Below are 24,732 nucleotides of genomic sequence, written 5' to 3' on the forward strand. Positions count from 1 at the left end.
TCGGTCGGCTCACCTACATCCGCGTGTACTCGGGCCACCTCGACTCGGGCGCGCAGGTCATCAACGCGACCAAGCAGCGCAAGGAGCGCATCGGGAAGATCTTCCAGATGCACGCCAACAAAGAGAACCCGGTCGACTCGGTCACCGCCGGTCACATCTACGCTGTCATCGGCTTGAAGGACACCACCACCGGTGACACCCTCGCCGACCCGAGCAGCCCCGTCGTGCTGGAGTCGATGACGTTCCCCGAACCGGTCATCGAGGTCGCCATCGAGCCGAAGACCAAGGCCGACCAGGAGAAGCTCGGTGTTGCCATCCAGCGCCTGGCCGAAGAGGACCCGACGTTCCGCGTGGAGCAGAACGTCGAGACCGGCCAGACCGTCATCAAGGGCATGGGCGAGCTGCACCTGGACATCCTTGTGGACCGCATGAAGCGCGAGTTCAAGGTGGAGGCCAACGTCGGCAAGCCTCAGGTGGCCTACCGCGAGACGATCCGCAAGACCGTCGACCGCCACGACTACACCCACAAGAAGCAGACCGGTGGGTCGGGACAGTTCGCGAAGATCCAGTTCGCGCTGGAGCCGCTGGAGGTCACGGCCGACAAGACCTACGAGTTCGAGAACAAGGTCACCGGCGGTCGCATCCCGCGCGAGTACATCGAGCCGACCAACCAGGGCTTCCAGGACGCGATGCAGGTGGGCGTGCTGGCCGGTTACCCCATGGTCGGTGTGAAGGCGACCCTGATGGACGGCGCGTCGCACGACGTCGACTCGTCCGAGATGGCGTTCAAGATCGCGGGCTCCATGGGCTTCAAGGAGGCCGTCCGCAAGGCGAACCCGGTCATCCTCGAACCGCTCATGGCCGTTGAGGTGCGCACGCCCGAGGAGTACATGGGCGATGTCATCGGCGACCTGAACTCGCGTCGCGGTCAGATTCAGTCCATGGAAGACGCGCAAGGTGTCAAGGTCGTGCGCGCGCTGGTCCCGTTGTCCGAGATGTTCGGCTACATCGGCGACCTGCGCTCGAAGACCTCGGGCCGCGCGGTCTACTCGATGGAGTTCGACTCGTACGCCGAGGTTCCCAAGGCCGTCGCCGACGAGATCATCCAGAAGACCAAGGGCGAATAGGCCCGGCATCCCCACAACTTCATAGACCTAAACTAGGAACATCCCCGTAGCCGACCGGTCGCAATCCAGCGCCCGGAGCAGCTACACGACCGTCCTGAGGAGGACCCAGTGGCCAAGGCCAAGTTCGAGCGGACCAAGCCGCACGTGAACATCGGAACGATCGGACACGTCGACCACGGCAAGACGACGCTCACCGCGGCGATCTCGAAGGTGCTCGCCGAGAAGTACCCGTCGAACGTCAACGTCCTGCGTGACTTCGCGTCGATCGACTCCGCACCCGAGGAGCGTCAGCGCGGTATCACGATCAACATCTCGCACGTCGAGTACGAGACGCCGAAGCGTCACTACGCGCACGTCGACGCCCCGGGCCACGCGGACTACATCAAGAACATGATCACCGGTGCCGCCCAGATGGACGGCGCGATCCTCGTGGTCGCCGCGACCGACGGTCCGATGGCGCAGACGCGTGAGCACGTGCTGCTGGCCAAGCAGGTCGGCGTGCCTTACCTGCTGGTCGCGCTGAACAAGAGCGACATGGTCGACGACGAGGAGATCCTCGAGCTCGTCGAGCTGGAGGTGCGTGAGCTGCTCAGCTCGCAGGACTTCGACGGCGACAACGCCCCGGTCATCCAGGTCTCGGGTCTGAAGGCGCTCGAGGGCGACGAAAAGTGGACGCAGTCCATCCTCGACCTCATGGACGCCGTCGACGAGTCGATCCCGGACCCGGTGCGCGACAAGGACAAGCCGTTCCTCATGCCGATCGAGGACGTGTTCACGATCACCGGTCGTGGCACCGTGGTCACCGGTCGCGCCGAGCGTGGCACCCTGGCCATCAACTCCGAGGTCGAGGTCGTGGGTCTGCGCCCGACGCAGAAGACGACCGTCACCGGTATCGAGATGTTCCACAAGCAGCTTGACGAGGCCTGGGCCGGCGAGAACTGTGGTCTGCTGCTTCGCGGTACCAAGCGTGAGGACGTCGAGCGCGGTCAGGTCGTCGTGAAGCCGGGTTCGGTCACGCCGCACACTAACTTCGAGGGCACCGCGTACATCCTGTCCAAGGACGAGGGTGGCCGCCACAACCCGTTCTACACGAACTACCGTCCGCAGTTCTACTTCCGCACCACCGACGTCACCGGCGTCATCTCGCTGCCGGACGGCACCGAGATGGTCATGCCCGGCGACACCACCGACATGACGGTCGAGCTGATTCAGCCGATCGCCATGGAGGAGGGCCTTGGCTTCGCGATCCGTGAGGGTGGCCGCACCGTCGGTGCCGGTACCGTCACCAAGATCCTGAAGTAAGAACCTTCGGAATCATGCGGGACCCCTCGGGCTTCGGCCTGGGGGGTTCTCGCGTCGGAGCAGGACGGACGAGGCAAAGGGGCGTGGGTCGGTGAGTGGCATCCTGGTGCACGAATGGCTTTCGCCGGAGGGCGGATCGGAGAATGTCTTCGCCACGCTGTGCGAGATGTTCCCGGATGCCGAACGCTGGGCGTTGTGGGACGCGAGCGAGGGGCGTTTCGCCGGCATCCACGAGACCCTGCTGGCGCGGACACCGTTGCGGGGCCAAAAGGCCGCGGCGTTGCCGTTCATGCCTGCTGTATGGCGCGCGTTGCCGTCGCGGAGTGCGGAGTGGGTGCTCTGCAGCACGCATGCTTTCGCCCATCACGCCCGGTTTCATGGTCCCGCTCGCGACGCTCCCAAGTTCGTGTACGCGCACACGCCCGCCCGCTACGTCTGGGCACCGGAGCTAGACGGCCGTGGCGGAGGTGCGGTCGCACGCGGGCTGTCCTCGCTCCTCAAGCGGGTTGATCGCGCCCGGGCTCAGGAGCCCACGGCCATCGCGGCCAATAGCGACTTCGTCGCCGATCGGATCGCGCGCTGCTGGGAGCGCGAGGCATCCGTCATTCACCCCCCGATCGCCGTCGATGAATTCGGCGTGGAGCCGGACCTCGACAGCGTGGACGAGCGAGTGCTCGACAACCTCCCCACCGGCTACTTGCTCGGGTTCTCTCGTTTCGTTCCCTACAAGCGGCTTGACGCGGTCATCGATGCGGGTCGAGCCGTCGGCCTTCCAGTCGTGCTGGCCGGTGCCGGGCCGGATGAGCAGCGGTTGCGTGCGATCGCAGACGAACGTCACCCCGGGAGGGTGACCTTCGTGCATCGCCCGAGTGCTCCGTTGCTGCGTGCGCTCTACCGCCACGCCCGCGCGCTCGTGTTCGCGCCGGTGGAGGACTTCGGCATCGTCCCGGTGGAGGCGATGGCCTCGGGGACGCCTGTGGTGGCGAATGCTGTCGGCGGTGCCGCCGAAAGCGTCGTGGTCGGAGAGACAGGTACCTTGGTCAGGGAGTGGAACTCCCCGTCAGAGGTGCGGGAGGCGGTGGAACGAGCCGTGTCGATGGATTCGGCAGCCTGTGTGCGTCGGGCCCGCGACTTCTCCCCGGAGGTGTTCGAGCAGAACATGCGTGGGTGGTTGCAGACCCGCTTGGACGGGAGAGCGCTGACCGCATGATTCACCACTTCAACGTGGGCACTGCGAGGACCTGACGTGCCGAACATTCTGTTCGCAATCGCGACGCTGGCGGGATTCGCAGTCCTCGCGTGGCGGTGGGGGGCCCGACGGGCGGTGGCCATCACGTTCCTCGTTGTCGCCATGCTGTTCCCACGAAACCTCTTTGAGCTGGGGCCCGAGGCAACGCCGGATGGCTATGATGTCGGGCTCGCTGCGACTGCTGGGCCCGCAATCACAACCCACGGCGTGATCCTCCTGGTTGCGGCCTTCACGGTGGGTCGGCGCGCGTGGGATGCGTTGAGCCTGCTCGCGGTTGTATTCCTCGCGATCGGGACGATCCTGTGGTGGCCCTCAGACCCTCACGTTCTTGGTGGTGTGATCTACCTGGCAACCGCGGTGTGCTGCTGGGTAGTGGGGCGTGCGCTTGGAGCAGAAGGCTTGCGAGGGCAGGTCTACCGCACTCTCGTCGTGGTGACGACGGCACTCGTGGTGGCTGAGGCAGCGCTGCAACTGTGGCAGATCGCAACCGGAAGAGTTGATGTCAACGGGAGGCCCGCTGGCACGTTCGACCATGCTGCGGTGGTCGGGAAGAACGCTGTCGTGCTCCTGCTCATCCTCCTGCCCGCCACGCGAGGATGGACGTCCGCGAGGACATCTTTGGCGTGGGTCGGCGTCGCAGCCGCTGTCGCCGCGACGCTCTTGTCGGGAAGTCGAGCCAACTCGTTGGCGGTCGTGCTGACCTTGCTCGTCTGGATATTCCTCCTGCCGCGATCGGTGATGAGCGTGCGGCGCAAGGTCGGACTTCTCGCGGTGCTCGCTGCCGCAGTATTGCCGACCTTGCCGTTCTTTGTCGCCCGGCTTCAGGAAGACCCAGACGGTGGAGACCGCCCAGAGCTTCGGGATGCCGGGTTGCGGGTGATCTCCGAGCATCCGTGGACCGGAACCGGTCCCAACAACTATGCGCACGTTGCCGCGCAGACAGAGTCCATCGTGCAGCAGACCGGATATCCGCCGCACAACGTGTTGCTCTTCGGGCTGGCTGAACTGGGGATCATCGGCACCGTCATCTTCGCGGGCTTCGTCGTCGCCCCACTCTTGCGTGGGTTGCGCATCACGTTCACAGCGCAGGCGCCACACGCCTCAGACGTGCCGCGCGCTGCGTTCGCGGTCTTCATCGGGTTGATTCCGGTGGCAGCGACGGGGTGGGGACTGGTTGGACGCAATACGCTGCTGCTGCTGATGTTCGTCGTGGCCTACATCTACTCGGCGATGAAAGCGGCACAGGATCGTCCGGTGGCATTCAGGTCCTTGGATCAGGTCACGCCCACTCACGGGCTCGTCCACCGGGAGGGCAGGTGACCGGCTCGCCGCCCCCCGAGCGCTCCCTCGCCAGTAGTGCTTCGTCAGGAGCGCGCCTGACGATCGTGGGCCAGGTTGCACGGATCGCCGTCCAGGTCCTTGCGGTCGTCTTGCTCTCGCGTCTGCTCGACCCGACAGACTTCGGGCTCGTGGCCATGGTGATGGCCGTCATCGGCGTCGCTGAGGTCGTCCGGGACTTCGGTCTCACCCAGGCAGCTATTCAGGCGCGGTCGTTGAGCGCTCAGCAACGTTCCAACCTGTTCTGGATCAACTCTCTGATCGGGCTCGGCCTCACGATCGGCGCGTTCGCGCTGTCCTGGCCCATTGCAGCCTTGTTCGACGAGCCGCGACTCGTCCTGTTAACTCAGGCGCTTTCGGTGGTCTTCTTCTTGAATGGCCTGTCCACGCAGTACCGGGCGCAGATGGCGCGAGATATGCGTTTCGGAGCGTTGTCGGCAGTGGAAGCGGTGTCACCAACCGTCGCGCTCGCGCTGGCTGCGTGGGCGGCCGTTGCCGGATGGGGGTATTGGGCGCTTGCGGTGCAACAGATATCGATGGCCGGGATCGCGCTCCTGGGGTTGGTCGTTGCGACTCGCTGGTTTCCGAGCCGATACCGGCGCGGTGGCGAGATGGGGGGCTTTCTTCGATACGGCGGATGGTTGATGCTCGCACAGCTCGTCACTTACGGCAGTAAGAACGTCGATGCTGTTGTGCTTGGCGCACGGCTGGGAGCGCCGGACCTCGGCTACTACAATCGCGCATTCCAGATGGTTCAGTTGCCGCTCAACCAGATCAACGCCCCGGCCTCGCGGGTCGCGCTCCCCGTGCTGTCCAGGCTGCAGACCGAGCCGGATCGTTTCAACCGGTACATGGTGACGGCGCAGTCAATCTTCTTGCAACCGGTGGCCATGATGTTTGCCCTGGGGGCGGCGCTCGCCTCACCCGTGGTGATGCTCCTCCTCGGTCCTGGATGGGAGCCGAGCGTACCGGTGTTTCAAGCGCTCGCTGTGTCCGGGATCCTGCAGGCCGCGTCCAACGGAACCTACTGGGTATTCCTGGCAAAGGGAGCGACCCGCTCACAGCTGTGGTGGGCGTTGCTGACCCGACCGCTTCTCATTCTGACGGTGATCGTGGGGTCGGCATGGGGGCTGCTCGGCGTCGCGTGGGGATACACGGCGGGAACTGCGTTGCTCTGGCCTCTCGGCCTGTTGTGGATCAGCCGTACCCTGGGGGCGCCGGGTCTTGCGATGCTCCTCAACGGTCTTCGTGCCATCGCCGTGTACGGGACTGCCGGAGTGGTCGCGGGAGTGATCTTCGCGCAGGTTGATCTCCCAGAAATCGCGACGATCGCGCTCTCGGCCGGTGCGTTCTTTGCGGTGGTGGCGGTCGGTGCGGGGCTCTGGCCCGCGTTCCGACGCGACATCGTCTCGATGCGTCGACTGCTCCGTTGACGCTCCCGGGGACGACTGGTTGCCTCACATGCTGTCGAGGAGTCTCTCCCGTAGCAGGGGCGCGATGCTGCGCACGTACGTCGCCGTGAGGTGGTGGGCATCACGGTAGACAACAATATTCCCCGCAACCATGGGGCATCCGGACGACGTGCAGTAGAAGTCGTTGGTCGCGACGAAACCGATTCGTTCGTCTTGGCGCGCTGCGTACCGATAGGGGTCTGTCGGCTCCTCCGCGCGCTTCGCCGCCATCACACAGGCATCTCCGGCCTGTGCTTCGGCGGGATGCGTGATGACGCAATCGACCATGTCTGCGGGCACGGCCGGGTTGTCTCCGAGCACCACGACTCGGGCACCCTGGTCGGTGGCGTTCCTCCAGGAGGGCAGCCGCATGTCCGCGAGCGCGCGTGCGGTAGCCTCCGTCGTGTTCGTGCCGCGGAAGCCCGTGACGATGATCAGATCGTAATTGCCGGCCAAAAGCGTGTCGTCGAGATCTGATCGGTACCCGTCGCACTCGGGCGAGTTCGGTGCGGGTGCGCCCCACAGGCAGCCGCGCGAGAAGTAGGTATCCAGTGTCCAGCCCAGTTCATCGTGTGCCTCTATGAAAGCGGGCGCGAGTTGCCGTGCGTGGGAGTCGCCGGTGATCGCGACTTTCAGATTGCCGGGCGAGTCCGAGCCGAACCGACAGCTGACGATGCCGTCCACCGGCGGCTCGTCGCTGTTGCAATCCGTGAGGTCCATGTCGTTTCGAATCGCGGCGAGACTCGGAACAAGTGGTTGTGCGGGGTCGGGCACACACGTCGTGTCGCGCAACGCGTTCACACCAACGCATGACGCGGTCACATCGGCGATCGCGGCGTCTTCGGCAGAGCGTGCTTGCTCAGAACGCGCTGCCCACCAGCCTCCAGCCGGAAGCAACATCGTCACCACCATGACGGCCGCGGCAAGCCAGAGCGTAGCCCCGGGGAAAGACGTGACCAGGCGAGGCGCGGTTCTGGCGGGGTCCTCGATGAACCGTTTGGACAGGGCAGCCAGGACGATCAGCCCACCGAACAGGGCGATCTTGTCAGCGAGAGTGAGCGATCGCCCTAACGCGAATGGCAGGATGACGATCGGTGGCCAGTGCCAAAGGTACAGCGAGTAGGAGATGTCGCCGAGGAAGCCCACACCGGGGGCGCGGGACATCGAGTCGAACGACCATCGACTCGGCGCTACGCGCGCCCAGATGACGAGTGCGGTGGCCGCAGTGGGAACGATTGCGGCGAGCCCAGGAAAAGCGGTGTCCGAGTCATAGAGGAAGGCCGTTGCCAGGATCGCCGCGACTCCACCCCAGGCGAGCAGCGAGCGCATCGTCCTCTCACCGAGTGGCGGAACGAACAAGATCAAGCCGCCGAGCGCGAACTCCCATGCGCGTGTTGTGGTGACGAAATAGGCGGATGCGGGTGTCAGCGCGGTTGCGACCGCTGACCACACCAGTGACACGATCGCGACGATGAGGAGGGCGTACATGATGGCGCGCCCAGAGCGCCGACGTCGAGCCACCCGCATGGCGAGCAAGATCAACAGCGGCCACACAAGGTAGAACTGCTCTTCCACCGCGAGCGACCAATAATGCTGGACCGGTGATGCGGCGTTCTCCGCCGCCAGGTAGTCGACGGAGCCGGCGGCGAGCAGCCAGTTCAGGACATAGCAGATGCTCGCGATCATCTGTGTGAAGTAGTCGAGCCAGAGTGTGATCGGTACGAAGGTGAGTGTCGCTGCCGCCGACACGAAGATGACGACGAGCGACATCGGGAGGAGCCGCCGAGCGCGGCGTGCCCAGAACGAAAGCAGCCGGACGGTACCGGTGGCCTCAGCCTCCCGGACGAGGTGAGACGTGATCAGGTAGCCAGAGATCACGAAGAAGACATCGACGCCGACGTAACCTCCGGGGAGCCTGTTGGGCCAGAGATGGAACACCACAACGAGGAGCACGGCGATCGCACGCAGTCCTTGGATGTCGGCTCTGACCCGCTGACCGGGTCCCCGACTCGGTTCGGCGCGGATCATTGCTACGGCTCGGCGCACTCATCACCGCCTGGGGTTTGTGTCGAGGCCAGTGCTCTGCGGTACGCGCGGTGGTGCGCGTCCCGCACACGCGCCCACGTGCGTGCGGAAAGGTCGGGTGCGCCGCTCGGTTGATGTGATGAGGCGGCCTGCGCAAGAGCAGCCTCATCGAACGGCGGCGAGAAGATTCGTACCCACTCTGTCCCAGCTTCTTCCTGTAGTGATCGGGCGGTTGATCCATCGGGTATGACGATCGCACGTTGCAGGGACAGCGCCACGAGAGCCGCGCCGGAACTGTGCAGCTCGCGGTACGGAAGAACGACGGTCTGCGCGGACGTGACTTCACGCACGAGGTCGGCGTCTGACACGAAGCCGAAGGTGTAGGAGATCCTCGGATCTGCGCGTGCAGCAGACACGATCCGTTCTTGAAGCGCTGTGTCGCGCGGGGAACCGACGATCCGCAGTTCGCAGTCAACGGGTGACTGTTCGAAGGCATCGAGGAGCGCCTCGACGCCTTTGTAGGGACGGATCAACCCGAAAAAGAGCACTCGACCCGGTATGGAAGGTGCACGCTCATATTGCGCGAACGGCTCCACGTAGCTGCCGTGCGGGATCATCATTGACGGCGGTCCCGATCCGCGATCGGCTTCGGGGACGAGGTGTATCTCCATACGCGTGCGGCTGTCGAAAGCATCGAGTACTCGACGTAGTCTCGGCGTGATGTCGGCGTCGTGCGGGCGCAGATTGTGGAGCGTGCGGACCACGGGAGTTCGTGTCACGCGTAGGCGCGCGTTCAGCAACCGGGTCAGCGCATACGTGACTTGACCCTTCACGCTCCCGCCACCCGACGTCAGGCCTTCGGGCCAGTGCAGATGGAACAGGTCGTAGCGCCCGAAGAGCGCTGCACGCCAGGTGAAAAAGCGGATCTCGACACCATCGGCTTCGAGAGCAGTCATGTGATTGGCATAGCGGGTCTCGGCCCCCGGCTTTCGCATGGAATGCAGAACTCGCATGTGTCTCCACTCGGCAGTGTTGGGTCAGCGCGTTGTGGTCGCCTTGATGATGCTATCCGAGCGCGTCCGCTGGAGCGACGCTGTGGGGTACGGTGACATGCATGCTCGCTGCCGCGGCCGTCGTGTCCATCGTCATGTGTCTCGCGCTGCTGACCTCGTATGTGGTCGCCGCGCGCCGCGCGCGTCCCCATCCGACCGGGGGTCAACGAGTTCGCCTCGTGTCGATGCTCCCCGTCTATGCCGCAGCATACGCTGCAGTCGCTGTGATCGCCTTGTTTGCCGCCGTCCAGGAGTCGTAGTTCGGTGACAGTTCGCGTCGTTCACTGGAACCCGCTGCGCCCCGTACGCTCGGGGCTAGCGGGTCGACTCTTGCCCGTACGGCGTAGGGTGAACAACTTCGGAGACCTCCTCGGGCCGGAGATCGCCCGTGCTCTCGTCGAGCGTGCCGGGCTCGCGTGGCAAAACGACCGTCGCGCGCGCCTGGTATCGGTCGGCTCCATCATGAAACTCACCCGACCAGGTGACGTCGTGTGGGGTACTGGTCTCAACGGCAAATCTATGAGCGTCGGCGCAGCACCGCACCTCGACATCCGAGCTGTGCGGGGTCCGCTCACGCGAGAAGCACTGTGCCGCGTGGGCGCGACCGTGCCGGAAGTCTTCGGCGATCCGGGGCTGCTCTGGGCCTCGCTCTGGCCACGGGAGGCGTATCTGTCAGGAACGTCCCCGAGCGGTCCTGCGGTCGTCCAGAACATGCACGATCACCCGATGGACGTCGATTCTGCTCGGGTGATTTCTCCGATCGGTCAGCCGCACGACGTCATCGCGCAGATCGCCCGAAGCGAGTTCGTCTGTGGATCTTCGCTGCACGGCATCGTGATCGCCGAGTCGTTTGGCATTCCCGCCCGACTCGTCCTCCCGCAACGAGAGCCCCTGTTCAAATACCGCGACTACTACGAAGGCACCGGGAGAGCGGACCCGCGCCCGGCAGAGTCCGTGGCTGAGGCCCTACGTTTGGGCGGTGAGCGCGCGCCGGTGTGGAATCCCCAGGAGCTCTTAGGGTCGTTCCCCTACGACCTGTGGCGCGACTCGCCGCGCCTGGAACGTGCTTGAATAGCCGGATGCACAGCGAGGACATCCCCGCGCTCACCTGGACCCGACTTGCCCAGAAGCTGCTCCGCAACACGGTTCTCATCGTGCTGATCGGGGTGATCGGAGCCGGCGCGGCATACGCGTGGGCAGCGACCCGCCCGCTTACCTATTCCGCCACGGCGAGTCTCGTGGCGGCAAACTTGCAGCGTGTCCCGACGTACGTCCGTCTTGCGAGTTCGGACGAAGTGCTCGACGGCGCGGTTTCTGGTCTGTCTGTGGCGGACGCCCGAGCCCAGCTGACGGTCACGACCCCGAGCAAGACGAACTTCGTGATGGTGAAGGCGACCGGTCGCGACCCGCAACAGGTCGCCGATCTCGCGAATGCGGTGGCGGACGGGCTGCAGCGTGAGGCGCGCCAGATCGAGGAAGCACTGGGCAACAGTGCATCAGATGATGCGTTGCGCGTTGTCACCGCCGCGCACGCGCCGCAAAACCCCACGCGGGACGATCGCCTCGTCTACACCCTCGCCGGCTTCGTCATCGGCGTGCTCATTGGTGTTGTCGTGGTGCTTGCCCGGGAATGGTGGGGGCGGCCCATCAAGGGCATGCGTGACGTGCGTGCGCAGGCTCCCGGCATTCCCATCGTGGACATGGGTGCCGCGCAGCCCGGCTCCTCCCCGGCATCACCGAGCAGAAGCGGTCGTGGGACCCTCCATCGGCAAGTGGCGTTCCTGCAGCTCGCCCACCCGAGGGTGCTCGTGTGCCTCGTGCCCGGGACCAGCGACCGACGTGCGGTCGGGGCTGCAGACGTCGCCCGAGCATTGACGGCGGAGGGACGCACGGTGATGCTCGTTGATGCCGACTTCGTGGAGAGCAGCGCATCGAGGTCGTGCGGAGTCGATGCGTCCCGTGGGCTGACCGACGTCCTCCTCGGCGCAGCCGCGCACGCCGATGTCGCGGTCCTGCAGGGCGACCTCACGGTCGTGCCGCCGGGTGATGCGCCCCCCAACCCCGACGAGGTTCTCGCGTCGGAGGAGATGCGAGAGTTCTTGGCGTCCGCTGAGGCGAGCCACGAATCGGTCGTGGTCCAGCTCGGTGCGGGCGCCGAGCGCCACTTTCCGTGGGTCGGTGTCCGTGCTGCTGTCATCGTGACGCGGGGTCGAACGACGACCCGACAACTGAGGATCACTCTGAGGAACCTGGCAGAGCAGAACATCGCCCCGGCCGTGCTGCTCGCGTCCGCAGGGAAGGAGACCCCAGACGCGGAAGCGCCCGCTCCCGGAGGGTAGTATGCCGCGGAGGTGCCGATGGGACGTTCTGTCGGGGCGAGCGCGAGGTCAGGAGTTTCATGAGACTATCCGTCATCGGTTGTGGTTACCTCGGAGCGGTGCACGCCGCCGCCATGGCATCGATCGGCCACGAGGTGGTCGGCGTCGATGTCGACGAACGTAAGGTCGAGGCTCTCTCTCGAGGCGAGGCGCCGTTTTTCGAACCGGGGCTCGCCGAGATTCTGCGCGAGGGCGTCGCGTCGGGCCGGCTCCGGTTCACGACCGACATGGCCGAGGTGCGCGGGAGCGCCGTCCACTTCGTCGGTGTCGGCACGCCGCAAAAGCGCGACGGATACGCCGCCGATCTGACCTTCGTACGTGCTGCGTTCGATGGCTTGCGTCCGTATCTGTCCGCGGACGATGTCGTCGCCGGCAAATCGACCGTTCCGGTCGGGACGGCCGCCGAGCTGGCGCCGTCGATCAGCGAGACGGGCGCGGTGCTGGTGTGGAACCCCGAGTTCCTGCGCGAGGGATGGGCGGTGCAGGACACCGTCGACCCCGACCGGCTGGTCGTCGGTATTCCCGACGGTGAGGCGGGTGAGCGGGCGGCCCAGGTGCTGCGGGAGGTGTTCCACCCGTCGGTGGCGAAGGGTACCCCGTTCATCGTCACCGACTACGCCACAGCCGAACTCGTCAAAGTGTCGGCGAACGCGTTCCTCGCCACGAAGATCTCGTTCATCAATGCGATGGCAGAGATCGCCGAGGTCACCGGCGCCGATGTGACGACGCTCGCCGACGCGATCGGCCACGATGCCCGCATCGGCCGCCGCTTCTTGGGAGCCGGCATCGGGTTCGGCGGTGGGTGCCTGCCGAAGGACATCCGCGCGTTCGCCGCCCGGGCCGAAGAGCTGGGCCAGGGGCAGTCGGTCGCGTTCCTGCGTGAGGTCGACGCCATCAACCTGCGCCGCCGTGCCCGGGCCGTGGAGTTGGTGGTCGAGGCTCTGGATGGCGCGGTCCACGGCAAACGGATCGCGGTCCTCGGTGCCGCGTTCAAGCCACACTCCGACGACATCCGTGATTCGCCGGCACTGGACGTGGCCGTACAGCTCCGGGGCCTCGGCGCGGATGTCGTGGTCACCGACCCCGAAGCGCTCGACAACGCCCGCCGCGTCCACCCGCAGCTGGAGTACACCGACGAGCGTGACGACGCGCTGCGCGATGCGGACGCGGTTGTCATGGTGACGGAGTGGGACCTGTATCGCCGCGAACTATCGCCCGAGCACGCCGCCTCACTGGCACGCGGACGGGTCGTCGTCGATGGCCGCAACGGCCTCGACGCCGCCGCGTGGAAGGCGGCGGGCTGGGACTACCGCGGAATGGGGCGCCGCTGAACGACAGCTGTGTCGTTCGGGTGGCTCCGGCCTGGGTCAGTGGGCAAAGCGCCGCACCGCGTCCTGAAACACAGCGCTGTGCGCGCGGATACTGTCCGCGTCAGTCGGTACCGACGTCTTTGCCGCGCCCCGCGAGAGTCGTACACGCAGCTGCGGGTCGCCGACCAACTCAGCGAACGTGCGTGCCAAGGCTGCCACGTCCCGCGGCGGCACCAACACGCCGTTGTCGCCGCTGGTGATCCACTCGGCCGGGCCGCCCTCGTTCGCTGCAACGACGGGCCGCGCGCGGGCGAGATACTGCAGAACGTTCTGCCCCATTGGCTCGGGGCGGGTCGAGTACTGCACGCACAGGTCGAGGCCGTCGATCGCCGCTGACACATCGTCGACATGCCCCGCAAAGTGCACGTTGTCGTGACCCTGAGCCCTCTGGCGCAGCATCTGCGGGTACGCCGTGGTACCCAGCGTCGCGGCCCCGAAGAAGGTCAGCGAGGCGCGGGACCCCAGTTCGGCGCGGCTGAACGCCTCGAGCACCTCCCGCTGCCCCTTCCATTCATCCAGCCGCGCGACCATCCCGATTCGCACCGGACCGGTGGTCGACCCGTCGAGTGGCTCGCCCCGATCCACGCCGGCCGGACTCGGGATCACCACGACCCGCTGACCCTTCCGCAGGAACGGTCGAACGGTGTCCGCCGTGGATTCCGAGTTGGCAATGAACGAGGTCGCCCGGCGCAGCGCCGTCAGCCGGAACATCGCATAACCCGGCCGGCCGAGCGCGGTCGGCTCGATGCGGTCGCGTAGGTGCACCACCAGCGGGACGCGTCGTCCCCACACCGCGAGGGCCCCGTAGACGGCCGATCGTGTGGAGTTGGCGTGCACCACGTCGGCGCCGCGAAACGTCTTGTTCCAGCGCAACTGTGCCGCCTGATGCAGGATGGCCCCGGCGAATCTTCCGGCGCCCGCAAAGCCTGCCGTCGCCGCTCCGGCCGCCTGCGCAGCACCGACGGACACCATTTTGACGCCCGCATCCGCCGCCGCTGAGAAGACGCCGCAGCCGTCCGGCGCCGGCACCGCCAGGCACGGTACCCAGTCGGTGTGCGCACCCGACACGAGCCGCACCAATGCGAGTTCGGCCCCGCCGGGCTCGACGGTATGATCAAGATGCACCACACGTAACGGGCGCTGCGTTGCAGAGTGGCGTTGCATTCGCACAGCCTAGTGCGGTCAACACGTCCCGCTTCGTCGCCGTCCGGCACCGCTGCCGCGGCCCCAACCGCGGAATGAGGGACTGTCACCGAAGGATCATGCGCAGATCGACGACTCGCGTAGGAGGCTGCGCCTTCCTGACCGTCGCCGCCGTGCTGTGCACGGCGTGTATCGATGCGGCGCCATCGACGCCGACCGCCACCCGCACGCCGTGGACGCCTCCGGCGTCGATACCCGTCGCGGCGGACGCGCCGCGAACGGCGTTCGCGGATGCGGACATCGTCGGCTGGGAGCTCGCTGCCCCCACCGTCGTGGCCGCGGTTCGTCCCGAGGTCGGGTCCGCTGCGGATGGCGACATAGCGCTAGCCATCGACGCGCCGGTCGTGGACGCACCGGTTACCGCGGCCTCTACTCCGGTTCTCCTCACCGCAGGCGAGGAGTACACGGTTCGCGTCGATGCGCGACTACGCACACCGTTCCCCGAGCCGGTGCCGGTGGTTCTGCTGGTCGCCGGTCGCGAGATAGCGCTGCCTGACCTGGATGCCCGCTGGCGCACGGTCGAGCGCACATTCACCGCGCCCGACGACGTCGCGGACGCGGCGATTGAGGTGCGACTCGATGGTGCCGTGACCGGCCTCGCGCTCGATCGGATCGGGGTGACCGACTCGGGTGGGAACGGCGTCGTCGAGAACGGCTCCTTCGAGTCGGTCGACCCTCCCTACGGGATCGTCAGCGAGTCGCTGGTGTTCGCGGCCGATACCGCGGCGGTGGCCGTCTCACTCGCCGAGGGAACCGCCACGTGGCGGGTCGACCGGGACGAAGAGCTCGTCGCCCAGGGCGAGGTTGCCATCGGCGATCACCTCGAAGCGTTCCCGCTGGAGGGCGTCCCACAGGGCTACTTCGAGCTGACGGTGACTGACGGCGCCGGTACATCGACGGTGGCACCGATCGTGGTGATCGACGGCGATTCCGAGCGGCTCGGCCCCGACGATCGGTTCGGGGTGGGGTTGCACGTCGAGAGAGACCTGTACCGGAACTCGGCACGGTACGCCGCGTCGTTGGGCCTCGCCACCGCTCGAAACGACATCCGTTGGCACCTCAATGAGACCACTCCTGGTCGCTATGACTGGCTGCCCGAGTATGATCGTGAGTTCGCTGCGCTCCGCGCGCGCGGCGTCTCCCTGGTGGGGATCGTCAACTACGGGAATCCGCTGTACGGCAGCAAGCTGACGCCCGACAACCCCACCGCCATCGCCGAGTACGGGCGATACGCCGCGGCCGTCGCCGGTCGATACGACGTGCTCGGCTTGGAAGTGTTCAATGAGTTCAACCAGAAGCGGTTCAACAAGACCGGATGCGGTATCGCGCCGGAGTGCTACGTGCCGCTCCTGGAGTCGGTCCACCGCAACGTCGTCGAGGTGGACCCGGACCTGCCGATCGTGGCCGGTGCGACCGCGCGTTACGACGCCGACTGGTTCGACGGACTGTGGCGGGCGGGGGGACTCGAGTATGCCGACGCGATCAGCTATCACCCCTATGAGGTCAGCCCCGATCCCGACGCCCTGGGCGCAATCGTGCGCGAGTCCGAGCGGAGCATGCAGGACAACGGCGGTGGCACCCGGCCGGTGTGGATCACCGAGCTCGGCACGTCTTCGAAGACCGGCGGTCGCACGCAGACGCAGCAAGCCGTGTATCTCGTGAAGACATCGGTCACGGCGATCGGGCACGGTGTCGAGCACTTCCTCTGGTACGACCTCATCAACGACGAGCCGAACCCTGCCGCGCACGAGGGCAACTTCGGGTTGTTCGGTCAGCCGCGCACGGGGGTCGCTGCGTTGCCCCCGAAGCACGCCGCGTTTGCGCAGGCGTTGTTGGTGTCGCAGCTGTCGGGGCGGGAGTTCAGCGAACATGAAGACCTCGGCGACGGCGTGTTCTCGTACGCCTTTGGAGACGAGGGCGATCGGGTCCGCGTGCTGTGGGCCGAACACGACGTGACGACCGTTGCGATCCCCACGACCCAGCCGCTCACCGTCGTCGCGTTCGACGGGAGCGAGCGCCTGGTGCAGCCCATCGGTGGGGTTGCGCAGGTCGAGGTTGGCGGGCAACCTCAGTACGTGCGCTCCGGAGACGCTGTCGACCGGACCGAGCCTCTCGGCTCAGAGGCTCCGGCTGGCGCGCAATAGCGACTCAGCTGAGCGCGAGACCCCCGAACTAGGATCGGACCATCATGCCCCACGAGACTCGACGCGCGCGCCGCGAGGCCGCTGCGGGCGCGGTGCCTGCCTCGCCGGGTCGGTCACGCGCGCCTGGAGCACGGCGTAGAGGACGAGTTGTCGGTTTCACCATCGGGATCGTCATTGTCGTCCTGTTGCTGATCGCGATATGGCTGGCCTTCCGGGTGCTGGTGGTCAAGGACAATCTCGAGGCCGCGCGCGCGGTGCTCTCATCGGCGCAGCAGGGCGGCGACATGGGGGACGCTCTCACCACCATCGGCGAACACGCCGCCGTCGCGACCGCGGCTGCGAACGACCCGGTGTGGCGCGCCGCCGAGATCATCCCCGGAGCGGGAGAGAACCTCCGGGCGGTCCGATTCACTTCGGACGCGCTGGATGCCCTCGTCAACGGCATCGCGGGGCCGGTGGTGCAGATGCAGGGTGACGGCGAGGGGAACCTCCTCGCGCGCAGTCTGCCCGTTCTGCAGTCCGGCGCCCACACGCTTGCCCCCTTGACCGCTGACCTGGAGGGGATTCGAGACTCGCCCGCGCTCGTCGATCAGGTTCGCTCGGCTGTCGAGATGGTCGCCGACGTATTGACCGCTGCTCAGCCGGTGCTCGATGTGTTGCCCGATGCCCTCGGTGCAGACGGCGCCAAGAACTACCTGCTCGTGTTCCAGAACAACGCCGAGTCGCTGCCTCTCGGCGGCAGCGCGGCATCGCAGACCCTGATTGGCGCGGACGCCGGGGAACTGGAGATCGTCGCTCAGGCCGGCAGTGGTGATTTCCCGTACGCGCCGCTCGATCTGGAGATTCCGGACAGCGCGACGAGCCTGTTCGGAAGCACCTACGGTGAGCGGGTCAACATGTCGACGACCCGGCCTGACTGGCCGTCAGCGGCACAGATGCTGCGCGCCTTCTGGAACCGCGACATCGACGAGACACGGATCGACGGCGTGATCTCCGTCGATCCGCTGGCGCTGGCGCGGATCCTCCGCGCCACAGGTCCGATCGACGTGGACGGCGTCATGATTGACGACTCCAACGCGGTCAACGTGCTGCTGAGTGAGGTGTATGCATGGTGGGACGCCTACACGCCTGAAGGCGCCGTCGCGTCCGACGCCTTCTTTGCCTCGGTCGCCTCACAGATGTTCGCCAAAGTTGCGTCCGGAGACTTCGGCATCATGGACATGGCCTCAGCCGTGTCTGAGAGCGTCGACCGGGGGAGCATCCTGGTGTGGCTCGAGGATGCCGATGCGCAGTCCGTCGTGGGAGCGGGGCGGATCTCGGGCGTGCTCCCGGCCGACAACATGGCTACGACGACGCTGGGAGTGTATTTCAGGGACGTGTCGGCTTCCAAGATCGACTACTACATGAACTCTGCGATCGAGGCGGAGCTCACTTGCGTGGACGGTCGTGCCACGTTGACGGCGACGGCCGCGTTGCGGCTGGACATCACGCAAGAAGCCGCCGACGCGCTACCCCGTTATGTGCAGAGCTTCCGCAACGGCAGCGACTACTTCAGCACCCACATCTTCATGTACGCGCCTCCCGGCATGGAGATTGAGTCGGTCAGAACCGATGGCGCCTGGGTGGAGCCGTTCCGCCAGGGAAACGTCGACCTCGGTCGGGAAGTGGCTCCGTTCCAGATGCGAATCGTCCCCGGAGACAAGGTGACAGTGGAGGCGACGTTCGTCGGTCCCGATGACATCGGCCCTCTTGACGTGTGGTTTACGCCGATGATCCGTGAGACTGCGGTGCGGATCGACGACTCGTGCGCGGCGGGGGCTGACGGGCTGTGACCGGAGCGGCGGCGGGACGGGTCATGGCGTGGCTGTGGGGACAAGACGACAACGTCGGCGACTCCGCGCTCCGCCGTGGCTACGCCGACGCACTTCGCCGCGTCGGCACGATCGACGCGTATGTCGGGCCCGCCAGTGATTCCTTCGTGAGCGGCCTGGGGCTGGCCACGACTGACTCCGTGTGCCGTTCATTTGTGCCCTGGTTGGTCTCCGGGTTCCGTGGTGCTCGTCCCAGTGTCATCGCGGTCAACGCAGGCGAGTTCAGCATGTCGGGTTCGTACACGGTCAAGATGCTCGCCCTGGTGCCCTGGTTGCGTGCGATGCGATGGCGCGGAGTCCGAGTGGTGTGGTTGGGGGCCGCGGTCCCGCGGCTGGTCGCGCGGCGCACCTGGTTGTTCCGGGCACTTTTTCGCAGTTGCGACGAGGTGCGCTGGCGGGATGGGCAAACCAGCCGCATCTTCGAGCATGCGCCTTGGATGCCGGATTGGGCCCTGGGGCTCGATTCTCGAGGTGCATCCCGGCCCCGCACATCACTGGTCGTCAGCCTCCGTAGTGATCGTCCGTACCCGACGCCCGAATGGCTCGACGCGGTGCGCCGTTGCAGCGCGCGTTTGGAGGTCGAGACCGTTGTGATCGCCCAGGTGGGCCGGGACTCGGCGCGGGCGCGCGAGTTGGCGGCGGTCCTCGGTGGGCGCGCGGTGGTTTTCGAGGAGGGAACCCACGCCGTGCAGGAACAGCGGGTGCGCGACGAGTATGCGGGTGCCTCGGTCATTCTCAGTGACCGATTGCACGCGCTGCTGATCGCTGCGGCGGAGGGCGCTGTGCCGTTGGCGTGGTGCGAGGCAGCAACTGACAAGATCCAGCGCCACTTCGATGCCCTCGGGGCTACGTGGGCGACGTGTGATCGCGGCGCGAGTACGGGGCAGATCGACGGTCTCAGCGCGAGATGGCTCGAGCAGCGGCGCGCCGACACCGCGGGTATCGTGGCTGATGCGCGGTCGCTTCTGGCCGCGGTAGCTGGAGAGACGCTCCCCGCGATCTGAGGCAACGTGCCACGCCGTGGCGTGTCGCCGCAGCGCTCGCGCTTTTTTGGTAATCGGGTAGCCTTATTCCGCGGAGCCCGAGTCCCCAACCGGGCGGAAAGCAGAAGTGACGAGTGTTGGAAAACGCTGTCGAGCACCCCGCTGCCACCGTTCGCCTCGTCGCTGACGGTGGTGTCAAGCGTGCCGAGAAACGCCTCCGTCGTGCTGCCACCGTGGTCCGTCAGCGGCGATCGTCGCGTGACTGGCCCGCCCGCTACGCGGCACGTCTCGTCTACAGCGACGTCGTCGTGGTGGTCGCTGTGCTGCTCGTGTTCGCGGCCGTCGCGCTTCCCTCCCTGCGCAGTCACATCGCGTGGTCCGGTGGTGCGCGCGTGCCGTACTGGGCGGTCCTCGTGGTCATCGGCCTCGCGTGGCTCCTCGCGCTCAGCGTGCTGGAGACCCGCGACAAGCACATTGTCGGCGACGGTGTGCTCGAGTACCGGCGCATCGTCAGCGCCACCGCGCTGGTGTTCGCCGTGTTCGTCGCCCTCGCGTTCTTCCTGCGCGCCGACATCTCGCGCGCACTGTTCCTCGTCGCCCTGCCCCTCGGGGCTGTCGCGCTCGTCCTCTCGCGCTGGCTGTGGCGGCAATGGCTGGGCGCACAGCAACGACGCGAGAAGTACGTGTACCGCGCGGTCGTCGTCGCCGAGCCCGCCAAAGCCGAGCACATCATCGAGGCGATCCGCCGCGCCGGCCGTACTGGTTTCGACATCGTCGGCGTGGTCAGCAGCGGGCGGCTGCCCGCCCACATCGACGGGATCCCCGTCGTCGGCGGGTACGGCAACGCCGTGCAAGCGATGGATGCCGTCGACGCCGACACCGTCATCCTCGTCGGCGCCGACGACCTCGACCCCGCCGCCGTGCGCCGCCTCGGGTGGGAGGTCGCCGACCGCGACGCCAACCTGGTCGTCGCCCCCGCCCTCACCGACGTCGCCGGCCCCCGCATCCACTCCCGCCCCGTCGCGGGGCTGCCGCTGATCCACGTCGAATACCCCACGCTCGAAGGCGGCAAACGGTTCGCCAAGCGCACCTTCGACCTCGTCGGCGCCGCGGTGCTCACCGTGGTGCTGTCTCCGATCATGCTCCTCACGGCCATCGCCATCCGCCTCGATTCGCGCGGAGCTGTCTTCTACCGGCAAGAGCGCATCGGTCGGCGCGGTCGACCGTTCCGCATGAGCAAGTTCCGCTCCATGGCGGAGGGGGCCGACGCGCAACTGGCGAGTCTGCTCGACGATCAGGGCACCGCCGAGCAGCCCCTGTTCAAAGTCGCCGACGATCCCCGCATCACCCGCGTGGGCCGGTTCATCCGCAAGTACTCGATCGACGAACTCCCGCAGCTGTTCAACGTGCTCGCGGGAACCATGAGCCTGGTCGGCCCGCGCCCGCAGCGCAAAGCCGAAGTCGCCCTGTATGACGACGACGCCCACCGCCGGCTGCTGGTCAAGCCGGGCATGAGCGGTCTGTGGCAGGTCAGCGGCCGGTCTGAGCTGTCGTGGGAAGACGCGCTGCGGCTGGACCTCTACTACGTCGAGAACTGGTCGTTCACGCAGGACATCCAGATCCTGTTCCGCACCTTCAGGGCGGTCATCGCCCCGGGTGCCAGCGCCCACTGATCGCGCAGGTGCGCCGGTTAGGATCGGTGCGATGACGACAGCTGCAGACACCCGTACCAGCGGCCCGCGCCTCTTCCTGGCCTGGCTGCTGGCCGTCGGGTACGGCGGATGGGTCGCGTTCCTCGTCTTCTCGCCGAGCCCGGTCGACGCTCCCGTCGTGCACCTGTTGGAACGTGCCATCCAAGAACTCCATGAGCGCGGTGTTCCGACGTTCATCGATTACGAGTTCATTGAGTTCAGCGCGAACATCGCATTGTTCTTCCCGCTCGGGGTGTTGTTCGGGTTGGCGCTGCCGTTGCGTGCGTGGCCGGTGATGTTCCTGCTGGGGCCGGTGCTGTCCACCGCGATCGAGCTCATTCAGCGCACGTTCCTCGCCGAGCGCTACGCCACCGTGGCCGACGTGATCGCCAATTCGCTCGGCGCCACGATCGGTGTGATGTGCGCGCTCGTGCTCCGCGCCATCGTCGCCGCACGTGACGAACGCGTGATTGCGCGCCATGAAGCGAGTCTCACCGCTTAGTAGTACTTGCGACGCCCGGCGATCCGGGTCAGACTGATCGCCGCGGGACTGTCCGCATACCCGAAGGGACAACACATGGGAATCGATGACCTCGTCAACAAGGGCAAGGACCTCTACGAGCAGAACAAGGACAAGGTTGAGGATGCCCTCAACTCCGACCAGGCCGAGCAGGTCAGCGACAACGTGCTCGACGCCGCCGCCGGGTTCGTGAAGAAGCTCACGCCCGACTCCGTCGACGAGAAGATCGACGGTGTGCGCGACTCGATCGACGGCAAGATCGGCAACGACTGAGCTGTTCTCACGGTGCGGCCGACGGGTGACCCCGTCGGCCGCATCGGCGTGTAAGGCGCGAAAAAAGAAGGTGCCGACCGGCGCTCGCACGGTGCCGGTCGATCACATGAACGGCGTTGTGGTCATTCGGGCTCGTATCACGACCGATATATCGCAGGCTTGGCAGCGAGAGATATATCGCGGTACATTGGCTCGCATACACCTTCTCGGTGGGGTGAGCGCAGATCCGATATGCACCATCGGTGACGTGTGTGGCCGAGGAATACGACGCTGTAATCCGGTGCCCAACTCGGGAGCAAGATGTCTTACGCTGCGCCAAAAAACCGCCCATCACGCACGCCCAAGGGCTGGCGAGTACTCGCCGCAGCCCTCGCAACGACCGTGATGGTCACGACGATGGGCTCGACGGCCGTTGCCGCGACGCTGCCGCAACCGCCGGCATCGGGTCTGCCCGACATCGTCACGAAGTTCGAGATCGACGGCAACATGTCCGGCGCCGACGACTGGGACGGTGTCCTCGTGTCGCCGTACGGGCCGTACACGCCGACCAGCGGCGGTGCCAGCGCCTCGACCGGCATCATCGACGCCAACGCGGGGGATGAATACTGTGTGGTCCCGGGCGGGACGGCGCAACCGGACCCGAGTGGATTCAGCGGCAGCAACACGGTTGACGCCCTCACCTGGAACATCCAGCCCATCAACGTCAACAAGAAGGGCGATCTGTGTTCGTCGGGTGTTGCCTACGAGATCGTGCAGGTGGGCGGTCAGCAGCACATCATCCTCTACCAGTACTGGAGCCGTTCGCCCGAGGGCACCGGTGACCTGACGATCTACCAGCTGCTCGAAGGCCCCCTGGCCGGCCGCGCCGACGACTACATCCTGCAGTTCGACTACGACGCCAACGGCACGGGCATCTCGATCAACGCACTGGAGTGGAACGGGTTGCAGTGGGAGACCGCGCCCAGCGGGCTCTACTACGAAGCCGCGTACGGTCAGGTCTCGGCCGCTGATGAAGAAGGCACGTTCGGCGAATCGGCCATCGACCTCACCGCTTCGGGGCTGCTCCCCGCGACGGAATGCGTCAACGTGACGACCGGTGCCGTGCTCACCCGGACCGGAAACAATCAGACCGCTCAGCTGCAGGACTACTTCGTCGGCGCGCCAATCGAGATCAACACGTGCAACTCGCTCGAGGTGAGCAAGGTGGTCACCGGCGGCACCGTGCCCGAGGGTCAGACCTTCACCTACCGGGTCGACCAAGCCGACGGGCTCACGGTGCACGACGACACGCTGGTCGGCACCGTCGCCGAGAGCGAGACGCCGCCGACCACGGCCGCGATCGAGGCGGAGATCGGTGCCGGCCAGACGCACACGTGGCAGAACGTCATCGCCGAACCCGACTACCGGGTGAGCGAGCTCACCGGCAGTCTCCCGCCCGGGGTCACGCTCGACACCGTGCAGTGCACCTACCAGGACCTCTACGAAGCGGGGTGGCCGACCAAGACGATCACGCTGTACGAGAACGGCGCCTACACCACCGTCGGCGACCCGGCGGTGCGCACGATGTTCCCGATGTTCCCGTCGTCGACCGGGGCCGCCGCGCCGAGCTGCGAGATCACCAACGTCGTCACCTCGCTCACGCTGCACAAGAACCTCGTCAACGACCACGGCGGCACCGCCGAGCTCACCGATTTCACCCTCACGGCCACCGACGGCGGCACCGAGGTCCTCAACGGGATCGACGGCGTCACGGGCCTGGTTGCGCCCGGTTCGTACACCCTGTCCGAGACGACCGCCGCGGGCTTCGCCGGTGACTACGCCGCGGGTGCGTGGAGCTGCACCGGGGGGACCCTCACCGGCGACTCGGTGGCGGTCGCGGCGGGCGCAGAGGTCGTCTGCACCATCACGAACGACGACCGGCCCGCCGAACTCACGCTGCTCAAAGAGGTCAACAACTCGTGGGGCGGCACCGCCATCGACAGCGACTTCACGCTGACGGCATCCGGTCCGCAAGACATCTCGGGCAGTGAGGGCGACCCCTCGGTGACGGCGGCCGCCGTCGCGGCCGGAACCTACACGATCGGTGAGGACGCGCTGGCTGGCTACGAACTCGATTCGATCAGCTGCACCGGCGGCACCTTCGACGGTGTCGATCAGCTCTCGCTGGGTAACGGTGAGAGCGCGACCTGCACGATCCGCAACGAGGACGCCCCGGGGAACCTCACCCTGATCAAGGATGTCGTCAACGACAACGGCGGCACCCTGGATGCGTCGCAGTGGAGCCTGTCGGCGGCCGGCCCGACCACCGGAATCTCCGGGATCTCGGGGGCGACAGCGGTGACCGGGGTCGACGTGATCTCCGGTGACTACACCCTGTCGGAGACTGGTCCTGCCGGGTACGACGCGACTGCCTGGATGTGCACGGGCGGTGCCGTGACCGACGGTGTCGTCGCGGTGGCCAATGGTGCCGAGGTGGTCTGCACGATCACGAACGACGACGTCGCTCCCCAGCTGACCCTGGTCAAGCAGGTCACCAACGACAACGGCGGCGACGCTGTCGCGACCGACTGGACCCTGTCGGCGACCGGTCCGGTCACCATCAGCGGCGCCACCGGCGCAGACGCGGTGACCGACGCTGCGGTCAACGCGGGCGAGTACACCCTCGCCGAGTCCGACGGCCCCGACGGCTACGCCGCAGGTGCGTGGTCATGCACGGGGGGCACGCTCTCCGGGAACACGCTGACGCTCGCTCTCT

At 66.6% G+C, this 24,732-nt stretch carries 19 protein-coding genes; 16 read left to right on the forward strand and 3 right to left on the reverse strand.

Annotation, left to right across the window (positions count from 1 at the left end; translation table 11 throughout):
- The 5 genes from ACK5KK_RS03860 to ACK5KK_RS03880 form a co-directional block, all read left to right on the forward strand.
- The coding region (locus ACK5KK_RS03860) for an elongation factor G (RefSeq protein ID WP_416888772.1) at positions 1–1,127 on the forward strand (1,127 nt) is incomplete at its 5' end.
- Positions 1,128–1,235: 108 nt separating this feature from the next.
- On the forward strand, positions 1,236–2,429 hold the full coding sequence (gene tuf, locus ACK5KK_RS03865; RefSeq protein WP_416888773.1) for an elongation factor Tu: 1,194 nt from the start codon (positions 1,236–1,238) through the stop codon (positions 2,427–2,429).
- Positions 2,430–2,520: 91 nt separating this feature from the next.
- Positions 2,521–3,639, forward strand: a complete 1,119-nt coding sequence (locus ACK5KK_RS03870; protein WP_416888774.1) for a glycosyltransferase — start codon at positions 2,521–2,523, stop codon at positions 3,637–3,639.
- A gap of 36 nt (positions 3,640–3,675) precedes the next feature.
- Positions 3,676–4,998: an O-antigen ligase family protein gene (locus ACK5KK_RS03875; RefSeq protein ID WP_416888775.1), complete on the forward strand. Its 1,323-nt coding sequence runs from the start codon at positions 3,676–3,678 to the stop codon at positions 4,996–4,998.
- A gap of 65 nt (positions 4,999–5,063) precedes the next feature.
- Positions 5,064–6,449 (forward strand): lipopolysaccharide biosynthesis protein, encoded by a 1,386-nt coding sequence (locus ACK5KK_RS03880; RefSeq protein ID WP_416888789.1) that lies wholly within the window; start codon positions 5,064–5,066, stop codon positions 6,447–6,449.
- Between the two features lie 24 nt (positions 6,450–6,473).
- On the opposite strand, the gene ACK5KK_RS03885 is transcribed toward ACK5KK_RS03880, so the two are convergent.
- Complete coding sequence (locus tag ACK5KK_RS03885) at positions 6,474–8,495, reverse strand: acyltransferase family protein (RefSeq protein ID WP_416888776.1); 2,022 nt, start codon at positions 8,493–8,495, stop codon at positions 6,474–6,476.
- Between the two features lie 2 nt (positions 8,496–8,497).
- Complete coding sequence (locus ACK5KK_RS03890) at positions 8,498–9,448, reverse strand: glycosyltransferase (protein WP_416888777.1); 951 nt, start codon at positions 9,446–9,448, stop codon at positions 8,498–8,500.
- A gap of 158 nt (positions 9,449–9,606) precedes the next feature.
- On the opposite strand from ACK5KK_RS03890, the gene ACK5KK_RS03895 reads away from it, so the two are divergent.
- The 4 genes from ACK5KK_RS03895 (at position 9,607) to ACK5KK_RS03910 (ending at position 13,253) form a co-directional block, all read left to right on the forward strand.
- Positions 9,607–9,804, forward strand: a complete 198-nt coding sequence (locus ACK5KK_RS03895) for a hypothetical protein (RefSeq protein WP_416888778.1) — start codon at positions 9,607–9,609, stop codon at positions 9,802–9,804.
- A 202-nt stretch (positions 9,805–10,006) separates the two neighbouring features.
- A complete protein-coding gene (locus tag ACK5KK_RS03900) occupies positions 10,007–10,615 on the forward strand; it encodes a polysaccharide pyruvyl transferase family protein (protein ID WP_416888790.1) in 609 nt (202 codons plus the stop codon).
- A gap of 8 nt (positions 10,616–10,623) precedes the next feature.
- Complete coding sequence (locus ACK5KK_RS03905) at positions 10,624–11,883, forward strand: hypothetical protein (RefSeq protein WP_416888779.1); 1,260 nt, start codon at positions 10,624–10,626, stop codon at positions 11,881–11,883.
- Between the two features lie 59 nt (positions 11,884–11,942).
- Complete coding sequence (locus ACK5KK_RS03910; RefSeq protein ID WP_416888780.1) at positions 11,943–13,253, forward strand: UDP-glucose dehydrogenase family protein; 1,311 nt, start codon at positions 11,943–11,945, stop codon at positions 13,251–13,253.
- Positions 13,254–13,289: 36 nt separating this feature from the next.
- Here ACK5KK_RS03910 and ACK5KK_RS03915 read toward each other — a convergent pair whose 3' ends face one another.
- On the reverse strand, positions 13,290–14,456 hold the full coding sequence (locus tag ACK5KK_RS03915) for a glycosyltransferase family 4 protein (protein WP_416888781.1): 1,167 nt from the start codon (positions 14,454–14,456) through the stop codon (positions 13,290–13,292).
- Positions 14,457–14,554: 98 nt separating this feature from the next.
- Between ACK5KK_RS03915 and ACK5KK_RS03920 the strand changes: the two genes are divergently transcribed.
- From ACK5KK_RS03920 to ACK5KK_RS03950, 7 genes are all read left to right on the forward strand, one after another.
- Positions 14,555–16,639 (forward strand): hypothetical protein, encoded by a 2,085-nt coding sequence (locus ACK5KK_RS03920; RefSeq protein WP_416888782.1) that lies wholly within the window; start codon positions 14,555–14,557, stop codon positions 16,637–16,639.
- A gap of 185 nt (positions 16,640–16,824) precedes the next feature.
- Positions 16,825–18,471: a DUF4012 domain-containing protein gene (locus ACK5KK_RS03925; RefSeq protein ID WP_416888783.1), complete on the forward strand. Its 1,647-nt coding sequence runs from the start codon at positions 16,825–16,827 to the stop codon at positions 18,469–18,471.
- Positions 18,468–19,514, forward strand: coding sequence for a polysaccharide pyruvyl transferase family protein (locus ACK5KK_RS03930; protein ID WP_416888784.1), 1,047 nt, complete (start codon positions 18,468–18,470; stop codon positions 19,512–19,514). Before ACK5KK_RS03925 ends, ACK5KK_RS03930 begins: the two co-directional genes overlap by 4 nt.
- A gap of 113 nt (positions 19,515–19,627) precedes the next feature.
- On the forward strand, positions 19,628–21,166 hold the full coding sequence (locus tag ACK5KK_RS03935; protein WP_416888785.1) for a sugar transferase: 1,539 nt from the start codon (positions 19,628–19,630) through the stop codon (positions 21,164–21,166).
- A gap of 31 nt (positions 21,167–21,197) precedes the next feature.
- The gene (locus ACK5KK_RS03940; protein ID WP_416888786.1) at positions 21,198–21,686 is read left to right on the forward strand and encodes a VanZ family protein; all 489 of its coding nucleotides are present in this window, start codon (positions 21,198–21,200) and stop codon (positions 21,684–21,686) included.
- A gap of 75 nt (positions 21,687–21,761) precedes the next feature.
- A complete protein-coding gene (locus tag ACK5KK_RS03945) occupies positions 21,762–21,977 on the forward strand; it encodes an Rv0909 family putative TA system antitoxin (protein ID WP_416888787.1) in 216 nt (71 codons plus the stop codon).
- A gap of 396 nt (positions 21,978–22,373) precedes the next feature.
- Positions 22,374–24,732: hypothetical protein (locus tag ACK5KK_RS03950; RefSeq protein ID WP_416888788.1), on the forward strand; the 2,359-nt coding region annotated here is incomplete at its 3' end.

This window comes from Microbacterium sp., from assembly GCF_047972865.1.
In the GTDB taxonomy this organism is placed as follows: Bacteria; Actinomycetota; Actinomycetes; order Actinomycetales; family Microbacteriaceae; genus Microbacterium.

What these genes read in the sequence shown, in the direction of transcription:
- ACK5KK_RS03885 (WP_416888776.1), bottom strand. Translation starts at nt 8,495, where the DNA reads ATGATCCGCGCCGAACCGAGTCGGGGACCCGGTCAGCGGGTCAGAGCC.
- ACK5KK_RS03890 (WP_416888777.1), bottom strand. Translation starts at nt 9,448, where the DNA reads ATGACTGCTCTCGAAGCCGATGGTGTCGAGATCCGCTTTTTCACCTGG.
- ACK5KK_RS03895 (WP_416888778.1), top strand. Translation starts at nt 9,607, where the DNA reads ATGCTCGCTGCCGCGGCCGTCGTGTCCATCGTCATGTGTCTCGCGCTG.
- ACK5KK_RS03900 (WP_416888790.1), top strand. Translation starts at nt 10,007, where the DNA reads ATGAAACTCACCCGACCAGGTGACGTCGTGTGGGGTACTGGTCTCAAC.
- ACK5KK_RS03905 (WP_416888779.1), top strand. Translation starts at nt 10,624, where the DNA reads ATGCACAGCGAGGACATCCCCGCGCTCACCTGGACCCGACTTGCCCAG.
- ACK5KK_RS03910 (WP_416888780.1), top strand. Translation starts at nt 11,943, where the DNA reads ATGAGACTATCCGTCATCGGTTGTGGTTACCTCGGAGCGGTGCACGCC.
- ACK5KK_RS03915 (WP_416888781.1), bottom strand. Translation starts at nt 14,456, where the DNA reads ATGCAACGCCACTCTGCAACGCAGCGCCCGTTACGTGTGGTGCATCTT.
- ACK5KK_RS03920 (WP_416888782.1), top strand. Translation starts at nt 14,555, where the DNA reads ATGCGCAGATCGACGACTCGCGTAGGAGGCTGCGCCTTCCTGACCGTC.
- ACK5KK_RS03940 (WP_416888786.1), top strand. Translation starts at nt 21,198, where the DNA reads ATGACGACAGCTGCAGACACCCGTACCAGCGGCCCGCGCCTCTTCCTG.
- ACK5KK_RS03945 (WP_416888787.1), top strand. Translation starts at nt 21,762, where the DNA reads ATGGGAATCGATGACCTCGTCAACAAGGGCAAGGACCTCTACGAGCAG.